Here is a 21,524-nt window from a genome sequence, read left to right on the forward strand (position 1 = left end):
AATAACATCATGAGATTTATTGTATCCACATCAACTCTATTAAAACACTTACAAACCGTAAATGGTGCATCAAGCAGCAGTACGGTTTTGCCTATATTAGAAAATTTTCTCTTCGAAATTAAAGATGGAAACTTAACTATCTCTGCTACCGATCTGCAAACCAGCATGACAACTGCTTTGGCTGTAGAATCAAAGGAAGAAGGTAAAGTGGCTGTTCCATCTAAAATTTTATTAGATACGCTTAAAACATTACCAGATCAACCGATCGCTTTCAATATCGATGATAGTACTTTTGCGATCGAGATCAGCGCCGGAGATGGTAAATATAAATTGAGTGGTGAAAATGGAGATGATTTTCCGAAGATTCCTGTAGTAGAAAATGCTTCTTCTGTAAATTTACCGGCATCAGTTTTAACCGAAGCCATAACAAAAACTATTTTCGCGGTAAGTAATGATGAGTTGCGCCCGGCTATGACAGGTGTATTTTGTCAGTTATCTCCTCAGCACATTACCTTTGTAGCTACCGATGCCCATAAATTGGTGAGATATCGCCGTATGGATAGCAAAGCAGATAAAGCAACCTCATTTATTCTTCCGAAAAAAGCCTTAACACTTTTAAAAGCTGCTTTACCTTCAACAGATATTAATGTATCAGTAGATTATAATGCAACGAGCGCTTTCTTTAAGTTCGAAAATATCAACTTAGTGTGTCGTTTAATAGACGAGCGCTATCCTGATTATGAGGCGGTAATTCCAACCAATAATCCTAACAAGCTAATTATCGATAGAAGTTTGTTTTTAAACACCCTTCGCAGGGTGGTAATTTTTGCCAATAAAACAACGCATCAGGTAAGATTGAAAATTAGTGGAAGTGAATTAAATATCTCTTCTGAAGATTTGGATTTTGCTAACGAGGCACATGAGCGTTTAAGTTGCCAATATGATGGTGAAGACCTTGAAATTGGCTTCAATGCACGCTTTTTAATCGAAATGTTAAGTAATTTAAGTGGTGATGAAGTTACTTTAGAACTTTCTACACCAAATAGAGCAGGACTTTTAATTCCGCAAACCAATGACGAAAATGAAGATGTTTTAATGTTGGTGATGCCTGTGATGCTAAACAATAGTTATTAAAAAACTAATTCATTAGTTTTGATGAGAAAGTGGCTTGGTTTTTGACCGAGCCATTTTTGTTTTAACCAACCAATCAATTAACACAAACTAATGAAAATCTATAACAATCTCCCGAAATTACTACTTTTGCTCGTGGCCTTATGCAGTACAGGTCTGTCATCCTGTAAAAAGAATAATCCAGGAGAAGTAGTTAATGGCCAGGCCAAGTTAAAAATGGTTAATGCTTCGCTGGCCGGGGATCATCAGGATTTTTATTTAGATAATGAGAAACTAACCACTTCAGCTTTAGCATTTGGCGAAACGAGCGAATATGTAAAAATACCTTCAGGCAGCAGAAGTGTTTCTTACACCGGAACAAATAATGCGAGTACAGATACTTCATTAAACTTTACGCCATCTATTACCTACACTACTTTTTTGGTTACCAATAAAAAAGGCGAACTGGAAATTGTGAATTATGAAGATAATCTGAGCAATACAGAATCAGCAAGGGCGAAAATTAAACTAATTAACCTTACACCCACTTTTGCAACAGGGATAAACGTTATGGTGCAGGGAGGCACACAATTTGTTAACGGATTGGCTTTTAAAGAAGCATCGAATTATTTTACGGTAGATACCAGCGTAAATTTAAGATATTCAGTGGTAGGTTCCGGTAGCATTAAAACGATTGAAAGCACAAACTTTGTAGGTGGTAAAATTTATACAATCTGGTTTAGTGGTACTACCGCTGCAACATTAACGGCACATATCATTACCGATAATTAATTTAAAAGTTTAATATGCTTTCTGCTATCTTTACGTTTTATTAGCATTGGCAATTTTATATGAAAAATACAGTATTGTTTTCCAAAATATTCCTTCTTTTTGCATGCGCTTTTTTAATCAGCTCTTGTATCAAAAACGATAATTTCATCAAAGGAGATGCGAAAATCCGTTTTTTTCAAGCGGCTTCTACCGATACCACTCAAAATTTTTATTTAAATGGAATACAGATTGGAACCTCGGTAGCTTATAATACAAATACAAGTTATGTTGTTATAGCTGGCGATTCTGTTTTTAACATCACAAGCAAAAACATAGGTACAGGTGTAGATGTTACTTCTTTGGCGAATCAGGAATTTAAAATTGGACAGAATTATTCTGTTTTTTATTATAAAGAAAAAACTGACGGTCCTGCAAAATTGAAAGTTTATACCGATGATGTAAAACCAGACCTGGACTCTGCTAAGTTAACTTTTTTAAACCTGGGTTACACACTTGGATCTAAAGTTGTGATTACAGATAGTACAAATACAGCTAACCCAATTGAATCTTTACTTGGTTATGGTGAGACTAAGACTTTTAAAGTAAAAGTCAATAACATCATGAAATATGCATTTAAATTATCTAGCCCTACAGCAACAAATCCACCACCTGTGGTAACACGTTTAGATTCTCTTACGATTAATAATGGAAGAGTTTACCTGATCTTGTTTGATGGTGACAAAAAAGGTGAGCTTAAAAATCGGATCATCTCATCTAACTAATTATTATTTGCTATTTTAAGCATTAATCCCTTTACTATTCATACTTTTGTCCAAAATCAGATAAATTGGAATTACTACATCAGCTTTTAGATTTTATTCTACACATTGACGTTCATTTAGCCGAAATTGTTAATGAATATCGTACCTGGACCTACCTTATTTTATTCCTGATCATTTTTGCTGAAACAGGTTTTGTGGTTACACCATTCCTTCCTGGCGATTCGTTGCTTTTTGCGATGGGTGCATTAATTGCAGGAGAACATGAAACCGGTTTGAATATCTGGATTATGCTCCTTATATTAATTGTAGCAGCGATTTTAGGAAATACAGTTAACTATAAATTGGGAAGCGTTTTGGGCGCCGGGGTATTTAAAGAAAAAAACAAAATCTTAAAACTTAAATATTATCATCAATCGCATGAATTTTTCGAAAAACATGGTGGTAAAGCCATTATGTTGAGCCGGTTCTTGCCGATTTTCCGGACAATTGCTCCTTTTGTTGCTGGTATAGCTAAAATGCCTTTTGGTCGTTTTACCTATTATAATATTATTGGTGGTGTTACCTGGATTTTCGCTTTATTAATTGGTGGTTACCTGTTAGGTCAGATTCCGGTAATCAAAAATAACTTCGAACTTGTTATCATTTTTATTGCTGTAGTTACTTTTGTGCCTGCTATTTGGGCTGCCGTTAGAAGCCGATTAGAGCCTAAAAAGGTTGAAAAAATTATTGAAGGAGAAGATCCTAAATCTTAACTAAAGTTCCCGGCCGATAAGTTTGCCATTTTGGTATTTCTTTTCGGTTTCTTTTTCTTCTTTTTGTTCATCTGGCAATATTTCGGTTTTAACCAGGTTTTTAAGCACTGGCTGTCCGGCATCTACCCAGGCAGAATACCAGAACGAACCTGTGGTTAATATGGCAGCACGCATCTGCTTTTCGACCATATTGTTCATCTTATCGTGATAAGCCTTTGAATATTCTCTGGAGTATTGTTTGAGCACGGCATTGTTCCGTTCTGAAAAACTATACTTTTGCCCGGAAGGAAATGATGTATTTAATTCTGCTTCAAAACTTAGAACGGTATCAACCAAACTATGGGTATGTTTAAGCACTTTCCAGATTTCTTGCAATGGGTTTTCGATATAATCTGCTTGTCCTACAACAAAATTGTAATTTGTAGAAAACAGTTCTGGCAAACGGCTTTCCCAAAAAGCGTGGATGCCAACCTGATTGGTGAGTTGCCCGTTATGGTTGGCTGTAGTGTGTAAAGGAACGTGTGCATCGCCAATATAATGGCCCAGATCTGCAGAATATTTTAAGATTTTTACTGAATCGTGCATTTTAAAGGCTTTAACCAAACTAAAATAGCTACGCTGTATTTGCCAGGGAATAATACCGTCGGTGTTCAGCTTTTTCAATCCATATTTAGCCAGGGCATCATCCCATTTTTTAGGAATGCTATCAATATCTTTCTCATAATTTTCCACATCCAGGTAATGTCGTGGCGCTTCAAGGGTGTCAGCATACCTCCGTTTATCCGGGTCAACAGCATGTTCGGTAATGTATTTGATATTCTTTTTATAGAAACCGATCATGTCAGAAGGCAAAGTGAAAACAGCAAGATTGTTTATCCTTTGATGCGCAAAGAAGCCCCAGGAGGTACAAAGAAATATAGGGATGATTAACGCGGTTAAAATCGTTAATCTTTTCATATCCTAAGATAAAAAAATATTTATTATTTGTCCTGATTAACTTAAGTTAATTTCATCCCGGTCGATATTGAAAATTTCTGATCCGATTTTATTTAACTTTTCACTGAAGGGCTCAAATCCATGATCTGTAATATATTTTCTTTCCTTTTCAGTAATGGGCACCATCCATAATATATTTACCTGACTATCACGGTAATTTTCAAGCTGTATATCAGGTAAGTGATTCAAATGTTTCACCAGTACTACCGAAGTCATTTTTGTGCGTTCAAGAATATTAAAAGTAACGGTGTGGCCGTTCCCAAGCCAGGAAATTCTCTTCCATGGAATGCCTGCCTGCCCGCTGATCCAACTGCCAATAAGGTTAAGTTCTGCCTGAGACAAACCTGCATTTAAGAGCAAGCCCAATTCTATTCTGTTTACCTCATTAGGGTCTTCGCTATACATTTCAGCCACTGGCATGGGTAGTAACGATAGTCCGACAGTCACAAATACATCCCTAATCTCTCCTTTCTTCAAAAATAAGCCTCTTGGCGGCCATTCGTTTCCATCTATTGCAAAATATTGATCACTTTTACCTAAATTATCTTCATATTGCTGGAGCAACTGAGGTTGAATCATCTGAAATGGATTAACTTCCAGATCCCACAATTGCCAATATTTTTTTGCTTTTCTAACCCTTTCTAACAAAATATTAGAAGATTTAAGTTCCCAGCAATATTCTCCTTCGCCGACGCAGTCTCTGGCATAACCCGAGAAACCATTCATACCAGCCCAGGATGGAATGATGGCAATAACTTCTCCCTTTTCTATTAAAGCAGCACCATCACCTTCCTCAAACCAGACAATTTCTAAATCATCTGTTTGCAGAGGTATTTGTCCTTCAGGGAACCTGCAATATGCTTTGATTAACATTGGCGGGATCCCTTCTTCCATTTGTTTTAAATCTGCATTTATCGGGGCTTCATCCAGATTTCTGATCCAGCAGGCTTTAACTCCGAAATCGGAATCTTCATCACCCCACAAATAAAAATAAGCAACCTGATTATCCTGCTCCACAATAGCGGTAATCGGACAAGCTGGACTTCTCAGTTCCATGAGCACTTCTGGTTTTTCCCTTTTAGGAGCGTTTGAACCAAATAACTTTTTTAATAAACTCATCTGATCATCTTAATTTTAAGAGTTAAAAAAACAATTTATAGATATATTAATTCAATCAGTTTAGACTTAAAGCTAAACCTTAAACAATGCATAACTTTTCTATTTCAAGTTTTATGCCAATGCTAAAGATCATCTGGTCTCATTTATTTCTGCAGGGCTTTTCTAACGGCGGGCGCAATCTGATTCCCGAAGAGTTCTATTGATTTCATCATTGCGGCATGAGACGGTCCGCCTACATCCATGTGTGCTGAAAAACGAGTTAAGCCAAATGTTTCTTCCATGGCTAAAATCTTCTCTACCGATTCGTTTACATCGCCAATAATTAAGGCTCCGCTATTGCTTCGGCCAGCGTCGAACTGGTTACGTTGATAAGGTGCCCAACCGCGTGATTTACCAATCCTGTTCATCTGGGCAGAATAAAGCGGGTAATAATAATCTGCAACTTCCTTACTGTTTTCGCCAAATAAGGAATGCATATGAACGCCTACTTCGAACTTGTTCATATCATGGCCATAGGCCTGGTACACTTTTTTGTAATATTCAAAAAGTGGTTTAAACTGTATAGGCTGACCTCCGATAATGGCAAACATCACCGGTAGGCCTAATCTCCCCGCACGCTCTACTGATTCTGGTGTTCCTCCAACAGCTACCCAAATTTTTAAATTATTGTTTACCGCCCTGGGCAAAACTTCCTGATTATTCAGTTCTGGTCTGAATTTACCTTTCCAGTTAATTTTGGGTTCTCTATTTATTTTAAGGAGTAATTCTAATTTCTCTTCATAAAGTTCGTCGTAATCTTGTAGGTTATAACCAAACAAGGGAAACGATTCGATAAAGCTGCCACGACCAGCCATTAATTCGGCTCTTCCATTTGAAATTAAATCTATCGTTGCAAAGTTTTGATACAGTTTAACGGGGTCAGATGAACTTAACACTGAAACTGCACTACTTAATTTAATGTTTTTAGTTACTGTGGCTGCAGCGGCCAGTATAATTTCAGGACTCGATACGGCATAATCAGGGCGATGGTGTTCGCCAATGCCATAAAAATCTAAACCAACTTCGTCCATTAGTTTTATTTCTGCTATAATTTCCTGAAGTCTTTGCTGGGCGGGTTGAATTTCACCTTTTGCATTGATCTGCAAATCGCCAAACATTCCGATACCTAATTCCATAGTGCTAAATAATTTTAACAAAGTTAATGGATAAAGGTGTAATGCTTTTTGATGTATGGTAAGAAAAAAGGGATATTAAACATTCTGTATGCACCCTGCAACCTGAATTTTTTATGCTGGCCCTAGTGAGTTAAACCCGATTATAGCGAGCATCCCGATCTTTTTCATCGGGATAAAGCGGTAAGCGGGGCTTTCGGAGCCGATTAGCATTGGTATTGCTTTCCGAAAAAAATCGGAATGAAGGTCTTAAGCAGATTTGAACCGTATAAGGAACATAAGGTCATATCAGCTTAACTTGGAAAGATTCTGAAACGAGTTCAGAATGACGTATCTATAGAAGCAAGTTCAGGATGGCGCAACCGTTAAAATCGGCAACTGTTAACTGAAAATTGCCAACTGAAATTACTCTATCTTCTTACCTTTCATTGCAGTAGAAATTGCGGCATCCATCACACGTTCTGCAAAAGGACGGGTAAATTCGTTTAACTCATCTGCTTTCTTTAAAATGGTATCTTTTTCCTGTGAGGCTAAAGCTGTTTTTAATGCTTCGATGTGAACTTTGGTATCTGCAATCTCAGTCTCTGTTAAATGCTCAGTATGTTTTTCAATAAAACGTTCAGCTGTGTAAAGCAATTGTTCTCCTTCGCTTCTTGCTTCAATCAGCATCCGTTGTTCTACATCGCTTTTGGCGTGGGTAATGCTGTCGATCAACATTTTTTCTACCGTATCGTCGCTCAAACCATAACTTGGCGTGATTTCGATTTCTTGTTTAACACCAGAACGTAACTCAATTGCCTGCACGGTTAAAATGCCATCGGCATTGAGTAAAAAGTTGATATCAACCTTTGGCAAGCCGGCGGGCATTGCAGGGATTCCTTTTAAATCGAATTCGGCAAGTTTTCTGTTTTCCTTAACTAAATCGCGCTCACCCTGGTAAACAGAAATCTTCATATTCACCTGTCCATCAATAGAAGTGGTGTATTGGCGACCGGCTTTAGTAGGCACTTTGCTGTTACGGGCAATAATTACATCCATTAAACCACCCATGGTTTCGATGCCCAAAGAAAGTGGGGTTACATCCAACAATAAGATATCAGAACGGTTTCCGGCCAAAACATCAGCCTGGATGGCTGCACCAAGTGCTACTACTTCATCAGGGTTGATATTATCTTGTGGTTTTTTACCAAAGAAATTCTCTACGGCCTGTTTTACATATGGTGTACGGGTAGAACCTCCTACCAAAATTACTTTGTCGATATCGGCAGCGGTTAAATCAGCATCTTTCAATGCATTTTTACAGGCTGTGATGGTTTCTTCCACTTTTGCGGCAATCAATTGCTCAAAAGTTTGTTTATCCAAAGTGCACCAGATTTCACCAACCTTTTCATTATATAAATTTTGGGTCGATAACGCTTTTTTAGCAGCTTCGGCCTGTAAACGTAAGGTTTGCATTAAAATGTTATCCTGAGCAACTACCATTACATCAAGATTGTTTTTCTCCAGCCAATAGTTTAAAATGGCCCTATCGAAATCATCACCACCTAAATACGTATTTCCGTTTGTGGCCAAAACCTCAAAAATTCCATTTTGAATCTGTAGAATAGATACATCGAATGTTCCTCCCCCTAAGTCGTAAACTGCAATCGTTTTTTGTTGCGAAGGATCTAAACCAATGCCATAAGCTAAACTTGCTGCGGTAGGTTCGTTCACAATGCGCATCACATCTAAACCCGCTAATTTTCCTGCATCACGGGTGGCCTGGCGCTGACTGTCGTTAAAGTAAGCCGGAACAGTGATTACAGCCCTGTTAACTGGTGTTTTTAAGGCATGTTCTGCTCTTGCCTTAAGTTCTTTTAAAATTTCTGCAGATAATTCTATAGGTGTATAAAAACGGTTACCAGCCTGGATTTTTACCAAAGCATCGGTATCGTCATCGATAATTTTGTAAGAAAAAATAGCGGCGTGTTCGGCTACATCTTTATAAGATCGGCCAAGAAGTCTTTTAACCGAAAAAATCGTGTTGGAAGGATCAGTAGTTAAGTATTCTTTCGCCTCGTTACCTACAATCGCTTCATTTTGGCCATTAAAATAGACCACTGATGGTACCAATATCCCTTTGCCAGCGTCGTTAATTACCTGCGGATTTTTATCTGGATTAATAAACGCCACCAAACTATTGGTTGTGCCTAAATCTATTCCAACTATAATTTCTTCCTTCTGAAACGAACCTGTAGCAAGGTTAATTGATATTTTTGCCATAGGAGCAAAAATATGCTTTTTAAATAAAGGTTATGTCATTCATTTGTTAGCAACAAATATAAACTTAAAGAAATTATGACTGAAAATAGCGTATAGTTTATTTCTAAAAACAAAATAATAACGATGTGATATTTTTGAAATTTATTATTTGTAATAAAATGTTTAATTTTTTTCTATCGGATCTGCTTGTTTGCTCGTTTTACGTTGTTTTTCTTTGAGTTTTAACATGTATTTTGTGTTTTAAGGTGTTTTTATATGAAAATTATCGCTACAATATTTATATTGCCTGTACATTTATCTAAATTAATATGAAAAAACATCTATTTTGTCTATTGCTTGGGCTTTATTTACTCCCAATAACCTCTTTTGCGCAAAATATTATAAAAGGTAAGGTCACAACATTGAAAGGAGAAGGAATTATGGCCGCTTCTGTTAAGGAGAAAGGTACAGGAAAGGGTATTGTTACCGATCAGAATGGAGATTTTCAGATTTCAGTTTCTGATAAAGGAACCTTAGTTGTAAGTGCTATTGGATATGAAACCAGAGAAGTAGTAACAACAGCCGGACCTTTAACAATTATTTTATCTGAAAGTTCACAAAATCTTGGCGATTTTGTGGTGGTCGGAACCCGTGGTAAAGGCCGCTCTTCTATTCTTACGCCTGTTCCCGTTGATGTGATTAAAATTAATCAGGTGAACATGCCTACTGCAAAAATGGATTTAACTTCAATTTTAAATGCTGCTTCACCGTCTTTTAATTTTAACAAACAAAGTGGATCAGATGGTGCAGATCAAATAGATTTGGCTACGCTCAGAGGTTTGGGGCCAGACCAGACATTGGTTTTGGTAAATGGCAAACGTCGTCACCAAACAGCCTTTGTTGCAGTATTCGGAACCAGGGGAAGAGGGAATTCAGGAACAGATTTAAATGCAATTCCGGAATCTTCGATAGACCGTGTTGAGATTTTACGCGATGGTGCATCGGCACAATATGGATCGGATGCAATTGCAGGGGTAATTAACTTAATATTGAAAAAGGATGTTGGTGTATTAAGTGTTAATACCGGGTATTCAGGTTATTATGATCCAAGAAACAACACCCATTATGCTAAAGAACTTGGGCAGTATCGCCACAGTGGCGCAATTGATGGGAATGCGTTTTCGTTAGGAGCCAATTATGGTGTTGCACTAGGCAAAAACAATGGTTTTATCAATTTTTCCGGGAACTTTTTTGCTAATGGAAAAACATTTAGGCAAAACCTGAATACAGATTTAAGTACCAAAGACGGCTTGCCTATTAATACTGTGAGGAGATCTACAGGAGATGGATCAGTAACCTCTGGCGGTTTAATGTATAATATGGAGCTGCCAATTGCAAATACAAAAACAGTCATTTACTCTTTTGGAGGTGGTAATGTAAAAGCTTCGGATGCTTATGCATATACCAGAAATTTATCAGAGCGGCCTGAACGTTTTCCTGACGGGGTTGCAGGAAATCCGATTTTACAAACCACTGTAGATGGAGAAACTTATTTTGATCCGATCATCCAGACTAAAATCCAGGATTTATCTTTTGCAGCAGGTGTAAAAGGTATCTGGGGTAAAGACTGGAACTGGGATTTAAGCAATACACTAGGCCGTAACAATTTCCATTTTTATGGCGATCAAACATTTAATGCCTCTCTTGGTGCGGGTAAAACCCATTTTGATGACGGGGGTTTTTCATTTTTGCAAAATACAGTCAACTTTAATTTGAGTAAGGCAATTCCAACTGTTGCATCGGGATTGAATTTGGCTTTTGGCTTAGAGCATAGATATGAAAACTATAAAATTTACGCAGGAGAAAAAGATTCATATTCTAACTATAACCCAGATAAAGCTACAGGTTCTCAAGGTTTTCCGGGTTATCAGCCAGGAGATGAGGTTAACGCGGGCCGATCTAATGTTGCTGCTTATGTTGATGCAGAATTGGATGCTACCGATAAGTGGCTTATAGGTGTTGCTGTTAGGGCAGAAAATTACAATGATTTTGGCTTCACCAGTAACTACAAATTTGCGACCCGTTATAAATTAACAAACAATTTTAATGTTCGTGGATCGATAAGTACAGGTTTTCGTGCACCATCACTACAACAAATTAATTTCAGCAATACGTTTACAAACGTGCAGGGAGGCAAGGTTTTCGAAGTTAAAATCGCGCCGAACTACAGCCCAATTACAAAAGCAGCCGGAATTCCAGACCTGAAACAAGAAAAATCTGTTAATGCAAGTTTAGGCTTTTCGTGGAAACCGGTTTCTGAAATTACGGTAACCCTGGATGGTTATCGCATTAATATTAAAGATAGGGTGGTTTTGTCAGGTCAGTTTGATGAAAGTATTCCAGCGTTGAAGCCGATATTAAATCAATTGAATGTATCACAGGCACAGTTCTTTGCAAATGCGGTTAACACTACAAATTATGGTTTGGATTTAGTTGTAGATTACACTAAACGCTTTGACAATAAAAGTATTAAGGTCTTATTTACCGGAAACTTAAATCATTTAAATATTGATAAGATTAACATTCCGAACGCTTTAAATGGTTCTTATGAAAATCAGCAGGCATTTTTTAGTGACAGGGAGCAAGCGTATATTAAAGCATCTGCTCCTCCTGTAAAACTGGGCTTAAACTTAGATTATGGGTTTGGTAATTGGATGGTTGGAACGCATTTTCTATACTATGGCAAAATTTCGATTTTAGGTTATGGTTATGCAAACACTTATCCACCATTGGTAGAACTGGATAATGATCCAAGCAAAACAGTTTTAGAACAGTTTAATTATTCAGGCAAAATGGTTACCGATATTTATGGTTCTTACAAAATCTCGAAAAAAGTGACGGTGTTTTTTGGTGCAGATAACGTTTTTAATATTCACCCTGATTATGGTTACGTACAAGGCGCAAAGCTTTCTGCCTACGATGGTGAAACAGGTGGTGCATGGGATGCGGTTCAGATGGGCTTTAATGGTCGGAGGCTCTTTACTAAATTGGCTTTTAATTTTTAAAAGGAACTGAACATAAATGCTAAAGAGGCTTTTGATCAGTTCAAAAGCCTCTTTTTTTTCTTTTTCCCCCACCAGATCAAAAATCCGGTAGTGGGCAAGGTTGCAATAATTAATGCAGCCATAAATGCCAGTATCTTAGTAGGCCAGCCAAATAAGCCACCATCATGAATATCAAGATTTGAATTTCGCCATTTTAAACCCAATGGCTTATTCTGATGTAACATTTGATCCGTAAGCAAACCCGTATTTGGATTGAAGTAGAAATAACTTAATCCCCGCCAGGCATCTCCTGAATTAATAATCTGAACGGTAGCCATCATACTTGCTTTTTCGTCTTCTGGATAATTTAGCAAGATCGCTTTGTAATTCCCTTTATTTAACCTGATCAGGGTATTTAAGGCCAGGTTACTGGCTAAGCTGTTTTTATGTTCAGCCGGAGATTGTACATATTCTCTTAACAGCTTCGGCTTTTTAGCTGTGCCCAATGACTTATAAATGCCCAGTTCCCACCATTTAAATGACCACACCAGGCCTGTGATAACGATTACAAATGCAAATGGAATCACATAAAAACCAAACGTACTGTGCAAATCCCAGTTAAGTCGTTTAAACCTTGCATTCCACTTAACTGTTAAGCGTTGCCTGATGTTTTTTAGCTTCTTAGGAAGCCAGATGATAAAGCCTGTAATAATGATCACCAAAAACAGGAGTACAGAAGAGCCTACGATAAAACTCCCAATAGGCTTCTTAAATAGCAAAAATTGATGAATCAGTCTGACTATACTGAAAAATTCATGTTTAAGATCAATAACACCGAGAACCTTTCCGCTAAACTGATCGATATACACATCTTTATTATATGCTACCTGACCAAGATAAAAAATTGATTTAGCCTTTTTATTGGCTTTAGAAGCTGAAAATATATAAGCGTACCGATCTGATTTTACTTCCACACGATTAAATTTTTCGTCAACTGGAAGTGCCTTCTGTGCCTTTTCTTCTAAGATATACAAAGGCAATGGTTTGCCCGCTGCCTTTGTATAAACAATATCCTGATGGAAAAAATTAAACAACTCCTCTTCGAAAACATATATACAACCTGTAAAGGCTACAATAGTAATGATAACACCACTAATCAGACCAAGCCACAGGTGTATTAAGGCAGCTGTTTTTTTAAATTTTTTCAAGATTTTAATTGAAAGTATAACCTAACGTAAATAAGTAATTTGATGGTGTACCCGGGAAAAGTCTTAAATAATCGTACCCGCCAACCCAGTGCACTTTATTCGTAATATTATTCATGTTAAACTGTACTTGTACCTTACCAACATTATAATAAAGTGCAGCGTTGAATAAAGTATAGCTTGGAATTGTTTGATTAAAATTCAAAGATAAAATTCTGGAATCTACATAATTTGAACCAGCACCAATCCCTAATCCTTTCAAAATACCATCATTAAAGTTATATTTTGCCCAAATATTGGCGGTATGATGAGGTGCATTTGGTTTCTGTATGCCAATTTCTGATGCAACAGGACTATCTGTAATCATTGCCTGATTATAAGAATAAGAAGCCAATATGCTCAATTGAGGAATAACGCGGCCAATAACATCAAATTCGATCCCTCTTGAACGTTCTTCGCCTACAGCACGCAAAAGATCTGGTTGGCCGGTAACATTTGCAGGATAAAGCACATTCGTTTGTTTAATCTGGTAAATGGCTGCAGAGGCTGTTAAGTGATCATCCAGCCAACTTGTTTTTGCACCAAATTCAATCATATTGCTTTTTAAAGGATCAAATGGTCCGCCGGCATTTGGGTTGGAAATTGCTGAAGCAGTTTGTGGCGTATAACCCATTACATAAGTTCCGTAAAGGTTAATGTTTTGTGTGGCTGAATAAACCAAACCGAATCTGGGCAATAGTGCTTTAGAGTGTGCTTTTGCTTCTGTTGGTTTAAGGTAATTGGCGAAATCGGTATAATACTCGTAGCGTAGTCCAATCAAGGCCTGTAATTTACCAAATTTGATATTGTCTTGTACGTAACCGGCGTGCAGAAAATAGTAGGTTGGATCATAAGCCGCCTGGGTAAAAAAGTTTTTGCTATCATCTTGCATGCGTTGTGATCCCATTACATCATTCAGGTTGAAAGCTGGCACGTTCGGAACAAGCTGACCGTTGTTAACTAAAAACCGTGCAATGTATTGAGTCGGATTTTTATCATAATCAGCTTTCACGAAATTTAAAGAACCCGTATTAGCCGCATTTCTATATGATAATGCGGTTAATTGTGATGCACCAACAGGTAGTTTCTCGCTGGCGAAATCATATCCGGCAACAATAGTTTGTTCTATTTTACCAGTTTTGAGCTTGTAGTTAATAAATCCGGAGAAGTTATCAATATATCTTTTACGGATTCGGTTAAAAATCTGCATGGCAACTAAATTGGTATTGGCAACTCCTGATGCATTGTAAACATAGTCATTGGCACTTCTGTGCTCATACAAATCTTCGCTGTATCCTGTCTTCATGTAAGAAGCTGTAAAATTCAGGTTCTCACTAAAACGGTGATTTAAGGAAAGTGCAACATTATAAGTTTTCTCATTCAGCCGATCGTTCCCTGTATTTAGTGAAGTTGATTGTGGCGTAGAATATAGGTTTCCATTTCCGAAAACGGATTGTCCACGATCTAAACGGCTTTTTGAATCATTGTAAACCAGGTCGAAGTTTAAACTGGTGTTTTTCGAAGGTAAAAACGTGAGTGATGGTGCAATAACCACATTTTTATCAAATTGTAAATCGCGGAATGAATTGGCATCCTCATAACCAAAGTTTAAGCGATAAAGCAATGTACTATCTTTATTTGCAGGTCCGGTAACGTCGGCAAGGGCACGGAAAGTATTGTAACTTCCCATAGAAAGGCTCAATGATTTACGGGTTTCTGCCAAAGGTTTTTTGGTTACGCGGTTAATTACACCACCCGGACTCGCATTGCCATAAAGTGCTGATGACGGGCCTTTTAATACTTCAACACGCTCCAGGTAATTGGCCAGGGGCTGTTTCCAGAAACCAGTGCTGGTACGCATGCCGTTGATTAACTGGGTATTGCTGCCGCCATTAATTCTGAAACCACGAATAGTGATGTCATCATAAAATGTGAACTGATTTACGCCGCTGAAGTTTTTAACCACTTCACCAACCCTTACTGCACCCTGATCTGCAATTAGTTCCTTACTTGCATAAGAAACCGATTGTGGTAAATCTTTTAATAAAATTTCTGATTTACTTCCAATAAATGTGGCGGTATTTTTATAGGTTTTCTCTTTCCTGCCAGTTATTTCAACCTGTTGTAAATCTGATTTTGTTGGAGATAAGCTCACATTCAAAGTGATTTTATCACGATTCAGATTAATATTTCTGCTGGTAGTGATGTAACCAACATAGCTGAATTTAATTGTAGATGTGGTTTTGCTCACAGATAAATTAAAATTTCCTTTTTGATCGGTGATTGTTTTTTCATTTCCATGATCAGCATATACATTAACTCCAGGGATCACTTCACCGGATTCATCGGTTACTTTACCATTAATGGTCACCACTTCCTGGGCCGAGGCAAGGGCATAAATACCCGTAAAAACAATCAGAAATAACAGTTTCTTATAAAGATTATACATTGAAATTTGTTTGGTTTTTATTTAGACTTATTTTAAATAATGCGCAAATCTAATATATTTCTGAAATGTTACAAAAGGAAAATAAAATAATTGGAGGATTAGGTGAGTTGGGAAGATGAGTGGTCGGTAAGATATAAGATATTCAAATAGACTATTTCTTGTTTTTTTCTTCAATCCAAAGCGACATGTATTTTGTACTTTGTACGGTGTGGTGATTTAATATCTGTCCGAAAAAGTTATTTTGTCGGTGTGTAGTTAGATCTGAAGCTAATCTTTCGATTTCTTTAATGAACTGATCAGCAAAATATTTTGCCGAATATCTTTGGTTAATGATTTGTACACCGTTCTGCTGTGCAACTTGCCAGGCATTTTTATCCTGATAAAGTTTTAGAGCTTCCTCTATAAAAAGTTCCAGATCATCTTCGATACTGCCATTCCAATCTAAATTACCTTTCATAGCTTCTGCGCCAACAGATGTAGTTACCGACGGTGTGCCAACCTGCATGGCATCTATAAATTTACCTTTTACACCTGCGCCAAACTGGATAGGGGCAAGTAATATCCGATGTTTAGCAATGGTTTTCTTAGCATCTACAGCTCTTCCTTTAATTAAGAACTTTTCGCTTTTGTTATCCAGTTGCAACACTTTTTGCGAGGAATAAGATCCGAATATATTCAAATTTGCACTTGGGAGCCTTTTTCTGAGTAGGGGCCAGACTTTGGTTTTTAAAACCTGAACGGTATTCCAATTGGGCTCATGAAGGAAATTGCCAATGAAAACAAAATCTGCCCGATCTTCAAAGGAATTCCATTTTTCGATCACCTGCTGATTGATTTCTTCTTCCAGAAATGGTAAATAATAAATCAGTGAAGGATCAATTTTGAATTGATTTTTCAGGATATCCATCTCCACTTCCGAAATAATTAAAGAGAAATCGCATCTTAAAATTGAAGCAATTTCTCTTTTAGCAGTATCTGAAAATAAATCTAAAACTTGTTTTTTTTTATCGCTTTGCTGGCGGGCATTTCTCAGGCAATGTAAATCTTCAGTATCTAAAATCCTCAATGCATGAGGGCATTCCTGTTGAACCCGCCAGCCATATTGTTCCTCAACCATAAAACGGTCGAACATGACAATTTCAGGGTTTAGTGTTTTTAAAAATGAATTAAAGCTTTCATCATTCAGCTTTATTTGCTGCTCAATAACAGGAGTTTGTGTGAAATCATAACTGAAATCGCTTTTTGATGCTGCAGAGGCAAAAGTGATTTCGTAATCTTTGTTCAAAAATAAATCGACCAGTTGAATCATCCGTGTTCCCGCTGCCGATGAAGTAGGCTCGGGCCAGACTAATCCAATAATCAATAATTTTTTTACGCTTCTAATCATTTCTACAAAATAAGCTCTTTTTTTTTGCTCCCTCAGATAAATGTGATTTTCGCAAATTAAAATCTAGATCTGCGATTATCCACTAAATCTGCGGGATATATAAACGTATCTTAAATATTCCTAATTTTGCAGCTCAATTACAAAGCACCGGATGTTAGGATTAAAATTATTGACAGACCCACGTTGGGCAAATATTGCAGAATCTAATTTAGAAGAAATTTTATCTGACCATGCCTGGTGTGAGCAAAAAGCAGCATCCAATGCGATTACTTTAATTACTCAAAATTCAGAACATCAGGATCTTGTAGATGAGTTAACAGCGATTGCCATTGAAGAGATGCAGCATTTCCAGATGGTTATTGAAATTATAAAAAAACGGGGTTATACTTTAAGTCGCGAGCGGAAAGATGACTATGTTGGTCGTTTGGTGAAATTCAGTAAAAAAGACGGAAGCCGTAATCAGGCTTTTATAGACAGACTTTTATTTGCAGCGATGATTGAAGCCCGAAGCTGCGAACGTTTCAGGGTACTTTCGTTAAATATTAAAGATCAGGAACTCGCCAAGTTTTATCATGAGCTGATGGTTTCAGAAGCAGGACATTACACCACATTTTTAAACTTTGCCCGTAAATACAGTACTGATGTGGATGTAGACAAACGCTGGAGAGAGTGGCTGGATTTTGAAGGGGAGTTGATTCAGAGTTTTGGAACTAAAGAGGCTATACATGGTTAATTCTCTATAAATGACTGATGAAGAATTAAAAGATTTTTTCAAATCTTATGACTTATTAATATCTGATTTCAAATTCTTAGCTAAAGGTATAATGAAAGATCAAACACCTATTAGCAAAGTAGACATAATAGCCTTAAGTATTATAAATAGAACAATTGCAATAGTTGAAGGATTTAGAACTTTAATTAATAATAATAATACCTACTCTGCACTACACTTGATAAGGATTCAAATAGATAATTTAATCCGCTATTTTTCAATATTGATTGCGGAAGATGATAATTATATAGATTACATTTTGAATGGTAATCAAATAAATAAGTTTAAAGATAAAAATGGTAAAATTTTTTCTGATAGATATTTAGTCGACAAAATTGAAAAATCCTATCAAGGTGTAAATCCTTTGTATTTAAAATACTGTGGGCATATTCATTTCGGAATAGAGCACATAGAACGTATAAAAATGTCATCTGATAATCTCGAAGCACTGTATACTGTTGTCGTTGGAGATTTAGAAAACTATTCCAATGAAGAAAAAAATGAGTATATTATTGATTTTACAGCGGTTTCACTTAAAATCCTAGAGATAATAGGCGATTGGTTAAAAACAAAAGAAAAGTATGTATATTAATTTTATATCTTTAATTCATTCTTATTTATATTCCAAAGCCAAATAACGATATCCTGATAGCTATCGATACCTTTTTTCTGGTTGTTCAGTTTTAAGAAACGATCGAAAGCGGCATCCATATAACCGAACATATCACCATTGTATTTTCTCCAGAATTCTTTTTCAATTTTAAAATCAGCTAAAACCCGGGGTGAAAGTTTTAAATAAAGTAATTTATAATCCTCTGGTGATTTCATCCTGATCTCGAATAAAATATACCGCAACATTTCATAATTAGCAGAATATTGATAGTTTACATCCGTGCTGTTACTTGCGGTCAGGTATCCCAAAAGATTAGCTTCATCTTCGTAAGCAATGCCTAATTGGTGCCCAATTTCGTGGCAGCTTACATAAGGTTTAACAAAGTCAGGCAAATTCATATTCATATTGGCTTCTCCAGAAAGCGGTGCATAATAACCCTCAATGCCAATTTTACTGATGATCCATGAATTTAAAACCGATTTTAAGCAAGGATTGGAATATCTGAATACTGAGTTTTTTTTCTCCATAAATGAGTAAGCAGCTGCAGATTTTGATTCGAGCTCATTAACCGTGTAAGCGGGCACTTTATTTTGTTTCAATTTTAAGGCATTGGTTTTATCAACGAAATAATTACCCAGAACAACCAATTCTTTAACATTATATTTTTCGTTGCCAATCCCTAACTCTTCGCTAATACTTGGTCGGCTATAATTTAAACCCCATACGATTTTGAAAATGATGTAGAGAATTAAGAAAAAATTTAAAATCTGTAAGGGGACAACAATTCTATCCTGCTTTTTTAGTGATTTACGCCTTTTGTAAAATCTAACGATTTTATAAAGTACAAAGCCAATCAATAAGGCATAAATGATATCGCCAATGGCGAAAGGAAAAATTGATGATATAAACCTTAATGCTGAAGAAATATAAGGATAAAAACCTGTTGAATAATATTTTTGGACAAGGGTAGGGAAGAAGCCAAAAAGGTAGATCAGCAAAGCAATTATTAAAACTGCAATGAATTTTAAATAGATAGATTTATTTTTTCGCATTTTATATTACCAGCTAAAAATAGCGACTATCATCAGGATAACAAATATAAATATCTTTCTTAACAGTTGTTGCTGGTTTGCTTTTCTTTCGAAACCATCTTTTCTAAGTTCCCAGGAAACCATAACCTCAAAAAACGTTGTTAAGGAACTAAATATAAAATAGAAGTATCAACCATTATTATTTGGTCCGCCATTCATTGATTGATTTTCTTGCTTCATCGATTTTTTGAATTTGTGTTTCAGAAAATACTGGTCCTTTTAATAAAAGATCTGAAAATTTTGTGCCATATTTTACAGCAGGCTCTTCAACTTTGTTGTCAGAAATTACATTTCTATTCTTCGCTTTTTCTTTCAATTGAGCAACAAAATCAGAAACCTCCTTCTTCATGTTTGAAGGGAGGGCTGAAATCTCCGAAAATAACTGTAAATCTGTCATTGCTAATTTCTTAAGCTAAACAAATTTAACAAATCTATCTCAAAAATGTCAAACGTTTTCCGATCTGATCGGTCGTGAATTTGCCATTTTGGTAAGCCAGGTTGCCTGATACAAAGGTATGTGTAATACTTGCCTGGAAAGTATCTCCGTCAAACGGACTCCAGCCACATTTATAGAAATTATTCAATTTGGTTACTTTCCATGAATCTTTGAGGTCTACCAGCACTAAATCTGCCCAGTAGCCTTCTCGGATGAAACCACGTTTTTCAATATCGAAGCAGATCGCCAGGTTATGTGCCGTTTTTTCAACAATTTTTTCTAAAGAAATTTTACCTTGTAAATGCATTTCTAATAATGCTGGCAAAGCATGCTGTACCAACGGGCCACCAGATGGAGCCTGCGAATAAGGCTGCTCTTTTTCTGCTAAAGTGTGTGGAGCGTGATCTGTCGCAATTACATCAATATAATCTTCCAGGACACCCTTTAATACACCTTTTTGATCATCTTCGGTTTTTACAGCAGGATTCCATTTAATGAAATTTCCTTTTGAAGCATAATCTTTATCGTTAAACCAAAGGTGATGTACACAGGCCTCAGCCGTAATTCTTTTATCCTTTAGCGGGGTAATGTTATCAAATAAGGCTATTTCTTTTGCTGTAGAAATGTGCAGGATATGCAAACGCGTTTGATAAGTTTTAGCCAGTTCGACCGCTAGTGATGATGATTTATAACAAGCCTCTGCACTGCGGATTAAAGGATGCATATCGATTGTTAAATCATCACCATATTGCGCCTTAAATTTGGCTAAGTTTTCGCGAATGGTTGCTTCATCTTCGCAATGCGTAGCTACCAGTATTGGCGCTTTACTAAAGATATTTTCTAAGGTTTTTTCGTTGTCAACCAGCATATTCCCGGTTGATGAACCCATAAAAACCTTAATTCCGCAAACATTTTTAGGATCGGTTTTTAAAACTTCTTCAATATTATCATTACTGGCACCCATGTAAAATGAGTAATTGGCCAGTGAAGTTTGAGCTGCAATTTCGTATTTATCAGCCAATAAATCCTGTGTTAAGGTATTGGGTACCGTATTGGGCATTTCCATAAAAGAGGTAATCCCCCCAGCTACAGCAGCCATACTTTCGGTAAAAATATCGGCCTTATGGGTTAATCCCGGCTCGCGGAAATGGACCTGATCGTCAATCATCCCTGGTAAAAGGTATTGTCCTTCTGCATTAATTTCCTGGGCATCAGGTGCGGATAAATTTTGACCAATTTTGGCAATTAATCTATCTTTTATCAATACATCAGCAACAATTTTTTGTCCTTCATTTACAATTGTCGCAGCTTTTATCAGGTAAGTATTCATGGTTTCAAAGGTAGTAATTTAGTGTTAAGTAGCGAGTATCAGGTATCAAGATTTTGATGCTGCGCTAATGGGGAATTATGTTTAATGCTACTGTTTTGGGTGAAATAAACCCGACAGCAGCGGGCACGAAGTAAAGCGGATGGCGGGACTTGCTGAAAGAAGAATTACTGAACTTGCTTTTCTACTAATTCTTATAAAAGAAACCTTGTTTTTTA

Annotated in this window: 17 protein-coding genes; 7 read left to right on the top strand and 10 right to left on the bottom strand. The window is 36.7% G+C overall.

The genetic code is table 11. The annotated features are described in order from the left end of the window. The first annotated feature begins 9 nt into the window (after nt 1–9). From dnaN to BCL90_RS03310, 4 genes are all read left to right on the top strand, one after another. Nucleotides 10–1,134 carry a DNA polymerase III subunit beta gene (gene dnaN / locus BCL90_RS03295; RefSeq protein ID WP_086545224.1) on the top strand — a complete coding sequence of 375 codons (1,125 nt, stop codon included), beginning with the start codon at nt 10–12 and terminating at the stop codon, nt 1,132–1,134. A 90-nt stretch (nt 1,135–1,224) separates the two neighbouring features. Next, nucleotides 1,225–1,902: a DUF4397 domain-containing protein gene (locus tag BCL90_RS03300; RefSeq protein ID WP_121282602.1), complete on the top strand. Its 678-nt coding sequence runs from the start codon at nt 1,225–1,227 to the stop codon at nt 1,900–1,902. Nucleotides 1,903–1,961: 59 nt separating this feature from the next. Then, nucleotides 1,962–2,663 carry a DUF4397 domain-containing protein gene (locus BCL90_RS03305; protein WP_121282603.1) on the top strand — a complete coding sequence of 234 codons (702 nt, stop codon included), beginning with the start codon at nt 1,962–1,964 and terminating at the stop codon, nt 2,661–2,663. A 65-nt stretch (nt 2,664–2,728) separates the two neighbouring features. Continuing rightward, nucleotides 2,729–3,415: a DedA family protein gene (locus BCL90_RS03310; RefSeq protein ID WP_121282604.1), complete on the top strand. Its 687-nt coding sequence runs from the start codon at nt 2,729–2,731 to the stop codon at nt 3,413–3,415. On the opposite strand, the gene BCL90_RS03315 is transcribed toward BCL90_RS03310, so the two are convergent. The 4 genes from BCL90_RS03315 to dnaK form a co-directional block, all read right to left on the bottom strand. Further along, nucleotides 3,416–4,372, bottom strand: a complete 957-nt coding sequence (locus BCL90_RS03315; RefSeq protein ID WP_121282606.1) for a zinc dependent phospholipase C family protein — start codon at nt 4,370–4,372, stop codon at nt 3,416–3,418. Nucleotides 4,373–4,408: 36 nt separating this feature from the next. Continuing rightward, entirely contained in the window at nt 4,409–5,530 is a 1,122-nt protein-coding gene (locus BCL90_RS03320; protein ID WP_121282608.1) for a suppressor of fused domain protein, read from the bottom strand. Nucleotides 5,531–5,673: 143 nt separating this feature from the next. Then, on the bottom strand, nt 5,674–6,705 hold the full coding sequence (locus BCL90_RS03325) for an Atu2307/SP_0267 family LLM class monooxygenase (protein WP_121282609.1): 1,032 nt from the start codon (nt 6,703–6,705) through the stop codon (nt 5,674–5,676). A 402-nt stretch (nt 6,706–7,107) separates the two neighbouring features. Beyond that, complete coding sequence (dnaK, locus tag BCL90_RS03330) at nt 7,108–8,964, bottom strand: molecular chaperone DnaK (protein WP_121282610.1); 1,857 nt, start codon at nt 8,962–8,964, stop codon at nt 7,108–7,110. A 308-nt stretch (nt 8,965–9,272) separates the two neighbouring features. Between dnaK and BCL90_RS03335 the strand changes: the two genes are divergently transcribed. Then, a complete protein-coding gene (locus BCL90_RS03335) occupies nt 9,273–12,008 on the top strand; it encodes a TonB-dependent receptor (RefSeq protein WP_121282611.1) in 2,736 nt (911 codons plus the stop codon). A 35-nt stretch (nt 12,009–12,043) separates the two neighbouring features. On the opposite strand, the gene BCL90_RS03340 is transcribed toward BCL90_RS03335, so the two are convergent. The 3 genes from BCL90_RS03340 to BCL90_RS03350 all read right to left on the bottom strand — a co-directional run bounded on the left by BCL90_RS03340 (nt 12,044) and on the right by BCL90_RS03350 (nt 17,067). Next, the gene (locus BCL90_RS03340; RefSeq protein WP_166792164.1) at nt 12,044–13,195 is read right to left on the bottom strand and encodes a PepSY-associated TM helix domain-containing protein; all 1,152 of its coding nucleotides are present in this window, start codon (nt 13,193–13,195) and stop codon (nt 12,044–12,046) included. Between the two features lie 4 nt (nt 13,196–13,199). Then, the gene (locus BCL90_RS03345; protein WP_121282613.1) at nt 13,200–15,680 is read right to left on the bottom strand and encodes a TonB-dependent receptor; all 2,481 of its coding nucleotides are present in this window, start codon (nt 15,678–15,680) and stop codon (nt 13,200–13,202) included. Nucleotides 15,681–15,831: 151 nt separating this feature from the next. Continuing rightward, nucleotides 15,832–17,067: a glycosyltransferase gene (locus tag BCL90_RS03350; RefSeq protein ID WP_121282614.1), complete on the bottom strand. Its 1,236-nt coding sequence runs from the start codon at nt 17,065–17,067 to the stop codon at nt 15,832–15,834. Between the two features lie 151 nt (nt 17,068–17,218). On the opposite strand from BCL90_RS03350, the gene miaE reads away from it, so the two are divergent. Together miaE and BCL90_RS03360 are read left to right on the top strand one after the other, a co-directional pair. Then, nucleotides 17,219–17,800, top strand: a complete 582-nt coding sequence (gene miaE / locus BCL90_RS03355) for a tRNA-(ms[2]io[6]A)-hydroxylase (protein WP_121282616.1) — start codon at nt 17,219–17,221, stop codon at nt 17,798–17,800. A 10-nt stretch (nt 17,801–17,810) separates the two neighbouring features. Continuing rightward, nucleotides 17,811–18,431, top strand: a complete 621-nt coding sequence (locus tag BCL90_RS03360) for a hypothetical protein (protein ID WP_121282617.1) — start codon at nt 17,811–17,813, stop codon at nt 18,429–18,431. 2 nt (nt 18,432–18,433) lie between these two features. Here the strand turns inward: BCL90_RS03360 and BCL90_RS03365 are convergent, their stop codons facing one another. The 3 genes from BCL90_RS03365 to BCL90_RS03375 form a co-directional block, all read right to left on the bottom strand. Next, nucleotides 18,434–19,504, bottom strand: a complete 1,071-nt coding sequence (locus tag BCL90_RS03365) for a DUF3810 domain-containing protein (RefSeq protein ID WP_121282618.1) — start codon at nt 19,502–19,504, stop codon at nt 18,434–18,436. Nucleotides 19,505–19,682: 178 nt separating this feature from the next. After that, nucleotides 19,683–19,892 (bottom strand): hypothetical protein, encoded by a 210-nt coding sequence (locus BCL90_RS25895; protein ID WP_208529837.1) that lies wholly within the window; start codon nt 19,890–19,892, stop codon nt 19,683–19,685. Nucleotides 19,893–19,974: 82 nt separating this feature from the next. Then, entirely contained in the window at nt 19,975–21,309 is a 1,335-nt protein-coding gene (locus BCL90_RS03375; RefSeq protein ID WP_121282619.1) for a dihydroorotase, read from the bottom strand. Nucleotides 21,310–21,524: the final 215 nt, after the last annotated feature.

The organism is Pedobacter alluvionis (assembly GCF_003664035.1).
In the GTDB taxonomy this organism is placed as follows: domain Bacteria; phylum Bacteroidota; class Bacteroidia; order Sphingobacteriales; family Sphingobacteriaceae; genus Pedobacter; species Pedobacter alluvionis.